This window comes from Vibrio sp. S9_S30 (assembly GCF_014694455.1).
In the GTDB taxonomy this organism is placed as follows: Bacteria; Pseudomonadota; Gammaproteobacteria; order Enterobacterales; family Vibrionaceae; genus Vibrio.
Genome location: NZ_JAAUWT010000001.1, coordinates 365,749 through 379,178, shown reverse-complemented (window position 1 = coordinate 379,178; position 13,430 = coordinate 365,749). Strand labels below are relative to the sequence as shown.

11 protein-coding genes are annotated in these 13,430 nt (G+C 46.5%); 3 read left to right on the top strand and 8 right to left on the bottom strand.

The genetic code is table 11. From position 1 onward, the window contains the following. Nucleotides 1-127 precede the first annotated feature (127 nt). The 4 genes from deoA to HC752_RS01665 form a co-directional block, all read right to left on the bottom strand. Entirely contained in the window at nt 128-1,456 is a 1,329-nt protein-coding gene (gene deoA, locus HC752_RS01680; RefSeq protein WP_190333343.1) for a thymidine phosphorylase, read from the bottom strand. A gap of 229 nt (nt 1,457-1,685) precedes the next feature. Next, entirely contained in the window at nt 1,686-2,462 is a 777-nt protein-coding gene (deoC, locus tag HC752_RS01675) for a deoxyribose-phosphate aldolase (RefSeq protein WP_190333342.1), read from the bottom strand. Between the two features lie 426 nt (nt 2,463-2,888). Continuing rightward, entirely contained in the window at nt 2,889-4,151 is a 1,263-nt protein-coding gene (locus HC752_RS01670; protein ID WP_190333341.1) for a NupC/NupG family nucleoside CNT transporter, read from the bottom strand. A gap of 206 nt (nt 4,152-4,357) precedes the next feature. Next, a complete protein-coding gene (locus HC752_RS01665) occupies nt 4,358-5,152 on the bottom strand; it encodes a TatD family hydrolase (RefSeq protein WP_190333437.1) in 795 nt (264 codons plus the stop codon). Between the two features lie 308 nt (nt 5,153-5,460). On the opposite strand from HC752_RS01665, the gene HC752_RS01660 reads away from it, so the two are divergent. Continuing rightward, the gene (locus tag HC752_RS01660) at nt 5,461-7,860 is read left to right on the top strand and encodes a hypothetical protein (RefSeq protein ID WP_190333340.1); all 2,400 of its coding nucleotides are present in this window, start codon (nt 5,461-5,463) and stop codon (nt 7,858-7,860) included. 212 nt (nt 7,861-8,072) lie between these two features. Here HC752_RS01660 and HC752_RS01655 read toward each other — a convergent pair whose 3' ends face one another. Continuing rightward, on the bottom strand, nt 8,073-8,222 hold the full coding sequence (locus HC752_RS01655; protein WP_190333339.1) for a hypothetical protein: 150 nt from the start codon (nt 8,220-8,222) through the stop codon (nt 8,073-8,075). Nucleotides 8,223-8,238: 16 nt separating this feature from the next. On the opposite strand from HC752_RS01655, the gene HC752_RS01650 reads away from it, so the two are divergent. Further along, nucleotides 8,239-8,925, top strand: a complete 687-nt coding sequence (locus HC752_RS01650; protein ID WP_190333338.1) for an SIS domain-containing protein — start codon at nt 8,239-8,241, stop codon at nt 8,923-8,925. 167 nt (nt 8,926-9,092) lie between these two features. Next, nucleotides 9,093-10,058, top strand: coding sequence for a sugar-binding transcriptional regulator (locus tag HC752_RS01645; RefSeq protein ID WP_190333337.1), 966 nt, complete (start codon nt 9,093-9,095; stop codon nt 10,056-10,058). Between the two features lie 113 nt (nt 10,059-10,171). Here HC752_RS01645 and HC752_RS01640 read toward each other — a convergent pair whose 3' ends face one another. The 3 genes from HC752_RS01640 to HC752_RS01630 all read right to left on the bottom strand — a co-directional run bounded on the left by HC752_RS01640 (nt 10,172) and on the right by HC752_RS01630 (nt 13,408). Continuing rightward, entirely contained in the window at nt 10,172-11,281 is a 1,110-nt protein-coding gene (locus tag HC752_RS01640) for an MDR/zinc-dependent alcohol dehydrogenase-like family protein (RefSeq protein WP_190333336.1), read from the bottom strand. A 42-nt stretch (nt 11,282-11,323) separates the two neighbouring features. After that, the gene (locus tag HC752_RS01635; protein ID WP_202987878.1) at nt 11,324-12,274 is read right to left on the bottom strand and encodes a D-ribose ABC transporter substrate-binding protein; all 951 of its coding nucleotides are present in this window, start codon (nt 12,272-12,274) and stop codon (nt 11,324-11,326) included. Nucleotides 12,275-12,367: 93 nt separating this feature from the next. Further along, nucleotides 12,368-13,408 carry an ABC transporter permease gene (locus tag HC752_RS01630; protein WP_190333335.1) on the bottom strand — a complete coding sequence of 347 codons (1,041 nt, stop codon included), beginning with the start codon at nt 13,406-13,408 and terminating at the stop codon, nt 12,368-12,370. Nucleotides 13,409-13,430: the final 22 nt, after the last annotated feature.

Below are 13,430 nucleotides of genomic sequence, written 5' to 3'. Positions count from 1 at the left end.
TGCCTGCGCGCTTAATTAAGTATCCATAAAACGAGAGAAAGCGCTTTTTACCTTTGTTTAGAAAAAGTACGTTCTCTATAAAAGTTCGTTCTCTACAAGATGTCTAGCATCTCTATTTCTGTGTTTCTTATGCGTCTTGTGAGCGGAATTGGCGATACACATCAGGCGTCTCTTTATACTCACCCCCGACAGTCATCGCATTAAGCAGCGCGTCAGCTGCATCATTCCACTGCTCTGCGGAGCGTGCGTGAATCACCGCTAGTGGCTTCTCGCGGCTTGCGACTTCACCAAGGCGGATAAATTGGTCAAAACCCACCGCGTAATCGATGCTATCGGTTGCCACACGACGACCGCCGCCCATCGCCACGACAGCCATGCCGATCGCTCGGGTGTCCATTGAGGAGACAATGCCGCTCTCTTTGGCATAAACCGGTTTGATGATCTCGGCTTTTTCGAGGTAACTGTCGTAGTTTTCAACGAAGTCGACAGGCCCACCTAAGCCAGCCACCATCTTGCCAAAGCATTCAGCCGCTTTTCCGTTATCCAGTACAGCCATCAGCTTTTCGCGTGCCTCGTCTGTATTGCTTGCCAACTTACCAAGCACCAACATCTCACTACATAACGCTAGCGTGATTTCCAGTAATCGAGGGTTTCGGTATTCACCCGTTAAGAATCGTACCGCTTCGCGCACTTCTAGCGCATTCCCCGCAGAAGAAGCCAATACTTGGTTCATGTCCGTCAAGATCGCCGTGGTTTTGGTGCCTGCACCATTGGCCACAGCAACAATGGATTTCGCCAGTTCCTCCGACGCTTCATAAGTGGGCATAAATGCGCCCGAACCTACTTTTATGTCCATAACGAGCGAGTCCAAGCCTGCCGCCAGTTTTTTGGAAAGTATCGAAGCTGTGATCAGAGAAATGTTGTCAACCGTTGCGGTAATATCGCGAGTGGCGTAAACGCGTTTGTCTGCTGGAGCCAGATCGCCTGTTTGCCCAATAATTGCAACGCCCGCGTCTTTCGTCACATCACCAAACACCTCGTTGTTTGGCGTAATGTTGTAGCCAGGAATGGACTCTAACTTGTCCAACGTGCCACCAGTATGACCGAGCCCACGACCAGAGATCATCGGAACAAAACCGCCACACGCAGCTACCATTGGTCCCAGCATAAGAGACGTCACGTCCCCAACCCCTCCAGTGGAATGCTTATCGACAATCGGCCCCTCAAAATTCATGTGGTCCCAATTGATCACCATGCCAGAATCGCGCATCGCACACGTCAACGCGATGCGCTCTGGCATGCTCATTTCATTAAAGAAGATCGCCATCGCGAAGGCCGCAATTTGTCCTTCAGACACTTCATCTTTCACAACGCCTTGGATAAAGAATTGAATTTCTTCCGCCGACAGCGTTTCGCCATCGCGTTTTTTACGAATAATTTCTTGAGGTAAATACATTGTCAGTTCCTACCGGACTCGGTTGGTCAGGTTTTGTAGGGAATAGAGGCAGAATATGGGCGAGAAGACATCGCCCACAATCAAACAGATCTTATTGTTTTGATACTCTAAATCGTTGGAGTGGCAGCTAGGCGACAAGTAAATTCGTCCCCATAAGCATAGATTTCCTATGTAATGACCGTGGACTTGCGCAGTCAACAACGCTGTAGCTCCAAATATAACGAGTAGATTAGTACGCGGCTGGATCAGCCGTTTCGTCTGTTACTTCTAATGTATTCAGTAGGTTAGTTAATAGGCTTGACGCACCAAATCGGTAGTGGCGAGCATCAACCCAACTTCCACCTAGGATTTCATCAGCCATGGCTAAGTAAGCCGCAGCGTCTTCCGCAGTACGAACACCACCCGCGGGTTTAAAACCAACGGTTTCTGCAACGCCCATATCGCGGATCACTTCCAGCATCATGCGGGCGTATTCAGGTGTTGCGTTTACGGGCACTTTGCCGGTCGAGGTTTTAATAAAGTCAGCGCCCGCTTCAATGCAGATTTGAGACGCCTTCTTAATCAACGCTTCTTCTTTCAGTTCACCTGTTTCGATGATCACTTTAAGAAGGACATCGCCACACGCTTCTTTACACTGTTTGACCAGTTCGAAGCCAACGTTCTCATCCCCTGCGATCAGTGCACGGTATGGGAAAACAACGTCCACTTCATCGGCACCATAGGCTACTGCGGCTTTGGTTTCAGCCACCGCAATCTCGATGTCGTCATTGCCGTGTGGAAAGTTAGTAACGGTCGCGATGCGAACATCGGGGGTTCCTTGCTCACGCAACGTCTTCTTAGCAATAGGAATAAAGCGAGGGTATATACAGATGGCAGCGGTGTTGCCGACTGCTGATTTTGCGTTATGACATAGCGAAACAACTTTCGCATCGGTGTCATCATCATTCAGCGTAGTCAAATCCATCAGTTTAAGTGCACGTAGAGCTGCTGTTTTTAAATCGCTCATTTCTATCTCCGATCAGTTTATTCAATTAGTAAGTGAGTCTTCATAACTCATCACAACATAAACGGACTTGGTTCCCTGAAGACTTGAGCTTGTTCATATTCGCTTGCTAACAAAGCGAGTGTCCAAGTTCAATTGCTATCCCTGTCACCGCACAGTACCCATAAGGTCTATGGCACGATATTAAGTTTTGTTGCCTAAGTCGTGGCTAACGTTTTTCGCAAATTCGGGTCTCTTTACATCCTGTAAAGATCTGACCATTTCGTTGTTTACACAATACGCTCTATTTGTTCAAAACTATAGCATTCCATGTGACGCAAACGGTTTGTATCTCAAAAAATTCAGTCCGCTAAAAACAAAAAAACCCCGCAGCAATTTCTTGCTACGGGGTGGGTTTTCGTGGCGTCTATATACTCTTTCTCTTAACGCTTAGAAAGACAAGAATAGGCCAGCGATGGTCGCTGCCATTAAGTTAGATAGCGTACCTGCAATAACTGCTTTCACACCCATACGAGCGATGTCGTGACGACGTGAAGGCGCAAGGCTACCTAGACCACCAAGTAGAATCGCGATAGATGACAAGTTCGCGAAACCACACAATGCAAATGCGATGATTGCTGTCGTCTTCTCAGACATTGGTAGACCAGTTTCCGCTACCAATTTGGCACCTTCACCGATGTACGGTGTAAAGTTCAAGTAAGCAACGAATTCGTTGACAACGATCTTCTGACCGATGAATGACCCCGCCAGTGTTGCTTCTTCCCACGGCACACCAATAACGAATGCAAGAGGGGCAAATATCCAACCAAGAACCAGCTCTAGAGTCAATTCAGGCATACCGAACCAGCCACCAACGCCACCAAGCACGCCGTTCACTAGAGCGATAAGACCGATGAATGCCAATAGCATTGCACCAACGTTCAGTGCTAACTGAAGACCAACAGAGGCCCCGCCTGCTGCTGCATCGATTATGTTCGCTGGCTTGTCATCGCCGCCATCGATATCTGAATCGAGATCATCTTTTGTCTTTTCCGTTTCAGGCATGATGATTTTAGCGAACAAAAGACCACCCGGTGCTGCCATGAAGGACGCGGCAACAAGGTACTCAAGAGGCACACCCATTGATGCGTAACCGGCTAGTACACCACCAGCGACAGATGCAAGACCACCACACATTACGGCGAACAACTCAGATTGAGTCATCTTAGGAACGAAAGGACGAACCACTAAAGGCGCTTCGGTTTGACCGACGAAAATGTTCGCGGCTGCCGACATGGATTCTGCGCGAGACGTGCCCAATGCTTTTTGAAGCGCGCCACCAAGAATCTTAATGACCCACTGCATAATACCGACGTAGTAAAGCACGGAGATAAGTGCAGAGAAGAAGATTAGCGTTGGTAGAACTTGGAAAGCAAAGATGAAGCCGATACCGTCAACAGAGAAGTTAACTAAGCTACCAAACAGGAAACCTGTTCCGTCTTTACCATAGTCGATCACATTCTGAACGCCTGCAGAGAAGGCAGCCAGAAGATCACGACCCCAAGGGAAGTATAGAACAAAAGCACCAAGTGCAAATTGGATAGCAAATGCACCACCCACCGTTCTGAAATTAATTGCTTTGCGGTTGCCGGATAACAGTACTGCAATTCCTAGCAGTACAACGATACCGACAAGGCTCATAAACAGGCTCATAGTTTATGACTTCCTTATTAGTTATTTATTGGCGTGTTACAAATTGGCTCGTAATTGAAGCGTGGGCATTATAATCATCCCGCCGTAAAGAAAGTAATGGCATCGTCGCAATTTAGTGTCCTATTCACTCTTATATCATTACAATTTGTGATTGAAATCACACAAAGCAAACGTGTGCTTACGTGAGTTTCAAGAAATATGACGAATTATTCACATATACCGAACACAAAATTGCTTTTACTCCACATGTGTGGCGCAATCGTTTGCTTTGATCTTTTTTTGAGCACCGCAAGACACTCTAAGATTTGGGGTAGGTATTTAGGGTGATTTGGCTTCCCTTGATATCCACATATAGGCATATCTGGAGCATCGGTTTCTAATACCAATGAATCGAGCGGTAATTGGGCGATCGTATTGCGGGTTTTTTGTGCTCTTGGATACGTAATCGTTCCCCCCACACCAATGGCAAACCCCAAATCAATCCAATCTTTGGCTTGCTGAAAACTGCCACTGAAGCCATGGATAACGCCTCCACCATCAAATTGTGATTGTTTGAGCATCGACACCATCAATTGATGGGACTTTCTTTGATGAAGAATCAGCGGAAGCTGGTGTCGCTTCGCCAATGCAATGTGCCCCTGAAAGATCGCCTCTTGCTTTGCTTGCGTCTCTTGCTTCATTTTGGAGCCGTCGCCAGAATAAAAGTCCAACCCACACTCACCAACCGCAACACATTTATCACCACGATGGCTGAGCCTGTCATCGAGCTGCTCCAAATGCGTGTCTAGATGCTGGTCGATAAAATAAGGGTGAAGCCCTAGTGAAAAATAGAGTTCACTGTGGTTTGAAGCAAGCAGGCTGACCTTATCCCAATTTGATAATCCAATTGACGGAATCAGGATGCGCTCCACCCCCGATTGCTTCGCGGTAGCTAACGCTTCATCAGTATTGGAAAACGCATCAAAGTCGAAATGGCAGTGGGTATCAAAAAGCGGGGACATAAGCTGACGGATCAATATGGATTCATTCCATCAGTTTATCTCCTTATGCACTTAAAATGCAGACTTAGGGCTATTTATATGTCCAAATTTTGGGGCTCGCGATAACAGAGCCAGCTACACGCAAGGGAATAAACGCATCCCCACTAAATCGAAGGTTTAATGGAATCCTTGAACCGAAGTAACAGAAATTTGAATCCCGAACATTAAATCACATATATAAGACCCAACTTTACAAGTACATGACCTTGTTATTATTGACACCTATTATTTTGAATTTCCGCCAAATGTTATTCAAATAAAGGATTAAAATGAAAAGTCTATATGAATGTATAGTTAAAAACCGACGGATGATAGCACCGATAGGTATCGCACTATCAATGATAACGAGCATTAGCGGTCAGGCTGCAATCTCCCCCTCTCATTTCTGGCTCACCGATCAGACTGTGAACCCAAACTTATCCGCTCAGGAAGTGGGGCTCAATCTTCAAGTACACGATATTAGCCGCCACAAAAATCAGCTTAAGAAACTTCAAACACTCCATAAAGCGTTAAGACCAAAGCTTCTCGATGAACATGCAGCGACCATTGTTGCACGTCGATTTTATGGCAACCAAACCCCGACACCTGAGCAAGAACAAACAATGCTTCACAAGAAGTTTAACTATGGCGTCAACCACCGAGGCGCAGGTGAAGCTTCTGAGTACGCCCCCTTGGGAAAAGCAACACTTGTGCATCTTTATAAGTTAGACATATTGCCTTATCTGGATTGGACGACGTTATTTGCTGAATCCATCCCGTCCATCGACCCACCTTATGCGGACGGCAGGATGAATGTGCTTCTAATACCCGAACTATCTGATAATGTAAAAAAACGGTTGTACACATATGCGGTGGGCGGTAATGCGTACCCTGACTTAAAAGAAGACTATAGAAACATCATTTTTGATCATTTCGACACAAATAAGCAGTTATTCATCGAACATACGAACCAGATGTTGCTTGAAGGAAAGATTGATTTACCCACTATTGAAAAACTCATGGGGATCGGTCCGAGTGTTCCAGTTTTCGCGAATTTTCGGTGGATAATGCAACCGGATGGCGTACAGATCGAAATACCAAATTTGCTGACAGCATACAAAAAGTATCTGGAGAACTTAAGAGACCGTCAACTAGAAGGCGTACTGACTGAATATGAAGTACAGAGTAACTATTGGAAAAGTATTCTGGCTCATGTTCCATTTTTAGGAGATGTCATCGATGGCTTTTGGGATATTTTTGATGGTCATGCACAACAAGGCGCATTTGAGTTACTTCACGGTGGGCTTCAGTTAATAGAATTAGCCACTGGTGTTCCTATTGCTGAAGTTGAATTGGCGGTTGAAGGCTCGGTTCGGCTAGGTCTTGGAGAAGCTCAAGAAGGGGCTAATTTACTTGTTCAGAGTGGATTAGGAGCACTCGATATCCAAACGGGTAAGCCTTTTAGTCTTGCTGTAAACGGTGTTTTCGCAGGAGCCGACAAGTTAAGTGCAAAAAGCGAGCAAGAAAATGAAAATGCGAATCTGGAACTCCTGGACGCTGTATTTGGTGCCACTTTTTATCATTCAGTACATTTAAGAAGTAAAATGCACGGGCTGGCAAATCGTGTTCATGAAGGTCAATTAAGTGGAGAATCATTTTACAACCTGTCAAAAGAATCAGCAAAGTCTGTGTCAGATCATTATACCCCAGTTCACGAAATAAACCCTTCAATCCCCCCTCTTGATGCAGAGCTATTCGAAAAAGACATTCTGCCAATCGTTGCTAAAGAATCAACCATTAAGCACATTGACGTTCGATTTGTGCAGGGTGAGTTTGCTAATGGCATTATTTCAAAAGGTGTAAAGGTTATTCACAACGGTATGACGTATTACTTACCTGTTGAGGAAGCTACCCCTTCTGGAGTGATTCCCAAATTGTCCTCCAAAGTGCTTTGGTATGCACCTTTCTATCATTTATACGCAGCAAACCCTGAAGGAACTGAGTTTGGCATAGAGAGGAATCGTTTAAGGGGTGGTGGGAATACGCAGCCATTCGCGAGGAGAAGGCATCAGGAAGCGACAAATATCCTCAATTCTTTTATTGAGAAAGCAAAAGCGACGTCTAATCCAATTTATTCATTAATGGATACAATCTCTGTAACCAATGTAAGTTATACTAACACACACGGCATGCTTCAATATCAGTACGATAACGAGCTAGCTAGGAAAAATAGAGAAAGACGAATTCGGATCGCACGCCAATATAATTTAAACTTAACTGATATTCCTCACCATCCAGATGCGATACGACAATTAGCGACAGAAACAGAAGAATCTGGATTCGGTCAATGTGGGGAAATCAGTGCAGTCGCAGCGAGTCACGTGTCAACATTAGCATCCGAATTTGGTTTCAATACTTATCTTGCCAAAAATTCTGTTGAAAACCACACACTGGTACTGCTATCTAAATCAGAGTACAAGTCTAATGATGCAATTAACTGGAATCAGGAATATCGACAAGACAGTTTGATTGTCGACTTATGGTTTGCGACGATGCTGCGAAGAGATGGAAGGACCCCAGCACAGATGGAGGCTGGTGCAAAAGAGTTAATAACTCTAGCTTCCCAAAATACCGATATAAAAAAATGGCCTGGCAACACCACTGTTCAAATCAAATGGAACAAACCCTAAAGCTATCTTTATTTAATGAAATGGACTGGCTGTTTTAAGTATCCATTCAAATACGTTTTTATATTTCTCTTATGCGATAAAGCCAATATAACGCTTTATCGCATTTTTGCGTAAAGAGGGAAATGAGTGGGTGTAGATAATAAAATATGAGAGCACTCAACATAAACTCAGTGAAAAGTGGGTTTAATAACGATGAGATAAACCGATTTAGGTCAATTAACAAGGCTGGATGTGATCTTAGCATTGACTTTAGACAGTGCTTTCACGGAATCATACAAATGCAAATACACCTTCTGATAATACTCACTGTAGATTTCTGCATTCTTCGCTATTGGGTTAAAGCAGCGCTTAACCGAAACCATATTATCCGCCGCTGATGTGCAATCGGCGTATAGTATTGCAGAAGAAAATACCATTCCCAACATTCCTAGTGAGCTATCGGAAAAAGACTCGCTAGTGGTGTTAAGCCAAAAACTGATGAACGCATTGATCAATGGTTTGGGGATGACCCCAAAAAACCTCGACTACGGCGATCTAGAACAGGCTGTTAATGCCATCCATCAAGCCAGTAAAGTCGTGCTCGTCGGTGTGGGTGGTGCCGCTGAGATTTGTGATGAAGCCGTGCATTTGCTGTTAAAAATTGGCATCGATGCCACCAGCTATTGCGATGGATACACCCAAACCATTGTTGCCTCGACACTGCCGTCGGATGCGGTGATGATCGGCATTTCCCACACTGGCGAAACCGACACTGTGGCAAAAGCCTTAACGCAAGCAAAAATCAATGGAGCCAGTACCATTGCCATCACCAGTTCTAAGGATTCTAAAGTAGGGCAAAGCGCCGACCATACTCTGCTAACGTGGCACAATCACAACCCAAAACAAGTGCCATTGTATGGCGACTTTCTTGAAGGACGTGCCTGCCAGTTGTACTTGATCGATTTGCTTTATCTCGCCTTGATGTTCCGCCGAGGAAAAGACGCAAAAGTGTCATTGGAGCTGACCAGAGATGCGCTGGAAAAATACTATCAAGGGCGCTCATTAAATGGCGATACCCCATCGTAACCTCAAGGTATAACATTGGGATCTTTGTCTTCGACTTCTGTTGAAAAGAAAAACGTTCAGATTATCGTATACACCAGATAACTTCAGCTCAAACCCAGAGATGCGACATTACTTGGAAATACGATTTTGCTAGACTCTGACTATAGACATTGCTCAAGGAATAAACCATGCCGAACGATACCTCTGAATTTCAATTGATGACGGAAATCGCCACGCTTTACTACATCGAAAGTGAAACTCAGGAAGCCATCGCCAGCAAATTTGACATCTCTAGAATGAAAGTGGGTCGATTGCTTAAAAGGGCGCATGCCGAAGGCATTGTTGACGTTCGCGTGAAACATCACCCCGCTCAACTCAATGATGTCGAACAGAACTTAATTGAAAAGTTTGGCATCAAACGCGCCTTAATTGCCCCAGATTACGCCAATCCAGACATACAGAGAAAAGAAGTGGCCGCGCTAGTGTCTGATTACTTTACCAGCCAATTGGAAGAAGAAAGCGTTGTGGCCGTTGGGATGGGGCGCAACGTGGCCGCCGTTGCAGACAGCGTGTTCGCGGAAAAGAAACAATCTTGCACATTTGTCTGCGCCATCGGAGGCTCTCTTAAGGCTGGTGAATTGATTAATCCTGATCATATTTGTCGTCGTTTGGCGAGTAAATTTGGTGGCAAAAGCCAATCCCTCTATGCCCCTGCGTTTGTGCAAAATATGACGCTAATGGAAGAGTTACTTAAAAACAGCACGGTTAAACAAACGCTGGATAAGGCACGAAGAGCTGACTTTGCCTTAGTGGGGATTGGTGACATGAGCGAAGATTCCAACATGGTGCGAATGGGGTGGTTCTCTCCTCAAGAAATTGCAGAAGCCAGGTTGAATGGCACGGTTGGCGATATGATGGGGTATGACTTTATCGATATTCATGGTCAAGAATCGACAACAAAAATGCAAGGGCGGGTTATTGGATTGCAGTTGGATGATTTATTGCGGATCCCAAATGTGATCGCCATTGCCAGTGAATCCACTAAAGCGGCGGGCATTTTAGGTGCCTTGCGTACCGGAGTCATCGATACACTGGCCACCAGCTATGCGAATGCCCTTACCGTACTAAGCTTGGATGACGCCATTAAGAAATGAACCATGTGTATCCCCTTTATCACGGCTGCCTTATGGCATTGCAGCGTTGTCACAAAGGGGATAATGTGTCGTTTTTAACGGAGCGAATTCATCGCTACAAAGCGGATCCCTCGTTAAGGAACAAGAACCACTTTCAGTGCATCTTGCCCACTTGTGACCAAGTCGAACCCCTTTTCAAACTCTGTTAACGGAAGCAGATGCGTCACCACCCCTTCACAGGGCAAACTGCCATCCTGCAACCCTTTGATCACTAACGGATAGCAATAAGGTCCAAGGTGAGAGCCCAAAACATCCAACTCTTTTCGATCACTGATAATACTCCAATCGACGGTTACAGGGTCTTTGAACACACTAAATTCAATAAACCGACCTAGGTTGCGAATGGCCGCTAACCCTTGCTCAACCGATTTCGGGTGCCCTGTGGCTTCAATATACACATCGCAACCGTACCCTTCCGTCATGGCTTTGATTTCCGTTTCCGGATCCACTTTCGATGGGTTCAGAACAACATCAGCACCAAACTTTTTCGCCAGTTCGAGTCTTTCGTCTTTCATGTCGAGCACAACAAGCGTTTCAGCCCCAGCTTTCTTCGCGGCTCCGATCATGCCTAATCCAAGAGTGCCTGCTCCAGCAATCACCACGGTATCACCAAGCTGAATATTCGCTCTCTGCACCGCATGCATGGAGCACGCATAGGGCTCGATGAGAACCGCTTTCTCGATAGGAAGTTCTTCAGGTACTTTGAAGTTGATGGCTTCTTTGGGAAACTTTATGTACTCCGCCATTCCGCCATTAACGTTGTTCTGAAAGCCATAAACATCGTGCTTTTGACACATCCAGTATTGCCCACGGTTGCAGAACCGACAATTCCAGCAAGGCACGATTTGCTCGGAGATTACGCGATCACCAACCGCGAACTCTTCCACGCCTTCGCCCACTTTAACCACTCTGGCAACAAATTCGTGGCCAGGAATCATCGGGGCTTTAATGTAAGCCGGTTGCGTATCATCCCCCCAAAAACTGGGGGCACCGCTGAAGGATTTGATATCGCCAGCGCATATACCACAGGCTTCCACTTTCGCCAGAATTTCCCCCTCTCCCACCGTTGGGGTTTCGACCTCCTCCAGCCGATAGTCGCCTGGCGCATAAGCGACAACGGCCGTCATTGTGACTGGGGTCTGGGTATCAGCGTGTTGTTTTGATGGAACATGTTCTCCACACATCGCTATCTCCTTTTACTGAATAGGAACCTTGAAGTGAACGACTTACTCAGCCAACACAAACGGTCCGATGTATTTGTCAGCGTTCTCTGCGGTAATAAGCAAGCAGTCAAACAGTTGTTTCTCGGTGTCCGCACCTGTCTTACCCGTGCGGATAAAGTTATCTGCTTGACGAATGGATTCCGCCGCAAATACGGCCACGGGTTGAAGCACGGTGTACGCCAGTTCACCCGCTTTAACAGCATCGACGGCATCGGGCGACCCATCAAAACCGCCCACTTTCACTTTGCTGAGCTTGCCAGACTCTTTCAAGGCGGCGATCGCACCGAGAGCCATTTCATCGTTACCGCTAATCACACCAATGATATCGGGATTCGATTGCAGCATAGATTGCATCTTATTGTAGCCTTGCGTACGATCCCAATTCGCCACATCTGACGCGGCGAGTTCAAGATCGGGATACTGGCTTAATACCGTTTTGAAACCGTTTGAACGCGTGGCGGCGTTGTTGTCGGAGGGTGCACCAAACAACTCAACGTATTTTCCACTTTCTCCTACGCTATCGACCCACTGCATCGCACCAAGAGCAGCGCCCTGCGCGTTATTCGACACAAGCTGGCTTTTCGCTAACCCTTCTTGGTTTATCTCGGCATTAATAAGGAAAATAGGAATGCCGGCATTGACCGCTTTGCGCACAGCACCTATTGAACCGTCTGCATTCGCCGGATCCAGAATAATGGCGACCGATTTGTTGGTAATCGCCGTATCCACTAACTGACTTTCCGTGTTGGTATCGCCTTTGTGTGCACTCACGTTTGCCTCGTACCCCATTTTCAATGCGGTGGCTTTTGCGACCTCCCCTTCCGTGTACCAATATGGGTTGGATGGATCATTAATGATGATGGAGATTAATCCGTTAGCCCACCCCGCCCCACTGAACATGACGGCAACGACTGACAGCCAAGTCAGCCAAATGGTTTTCATTTTGTTGTTCATTGGTATTGCTCCTTGTCCTAAGTTTTACACCCTTATGTTTTGTTCATGGCTTTGAAGGAAGCTGCAACTTACAACGAAGCCATACCTCGAACTCTAACGACGACCGTATTGAATGCTGTTGAGTAACACAGCAAACACAATAACGGTGCCAGTAAATACCGTTTGCCAATACGCGGAAACGCCTATCATGACGAGGCCATCCGACAAAAAACCAATAACGAATGCGCCCAAGAGCGTACCGTTCACGTTCCCTCGACCACCCGTAAGCGCCGCTCCGCCGATAACGACCGCGGCAATGGCGGTCAGCTCATAGGTGGTGCCAGCCGTTGGTCCAGCCGAGGTCAATTGGGAGGAAAGCACTAAGCCAGCAATGGCCGCGCACACGCCAGACATCACATAAACCCAAACCTTAACTCGCTTCACTGGTACACCCGACAATTCAGCCGCGCGCTCATTCCCACCAGACGCATACAACCATCGACCAAAACTGGTTTTTATCAGCATGATGGCGACAACAGTAGCGACCGTGCCAAGCACAATGACGCCAATAGGAACCCCTGCAATGCGATTGAATCCAAGCCAATCAAACCCCGTGTTACCAAGCAAAGGATCGCCCGCTAACTTGTTGTACGTCAGCCCATTGGTCATTAGCAATGCGATGCCTCGGGCAACATAAAGCGTCCCCAGTGTCGCAACGAATGCTGGGACTTTTAGGTAGGCGATAAGCACTCCATTGATCACACCAACCAACGCCCCCAAGCCGCATGTCAACAACACGACCACCCAAACAGGCGGGTAGATAATGACGCCGCCCCATTCCACCGTAATGCCCTGCATTAAGAATCCGGCAAACACGCCGCACAGCCCCAACGTCGAGCCCACGGAAAGATCAATGCCGCCATTCAAAATAACGAGGAGCATGCCTATCGCCAGCAAACCAAAAATCGCGACATGGGATGACATGATCATCATGTTTTCAACGGTGAGATAGTGAGGAGACAAAAGAGAAAAAGAGAGCACAATGGCAATCAAAGCAAAAAATGCTCTGCCTTCTAATAAAAATCGAGCGAGCTCTTTGCCTTTACTTAGCTGCGATTTGGATTCCAAACGGGACGCTTGAATCTCTGTGGACATATCCCTTACTCCATAGTGATTT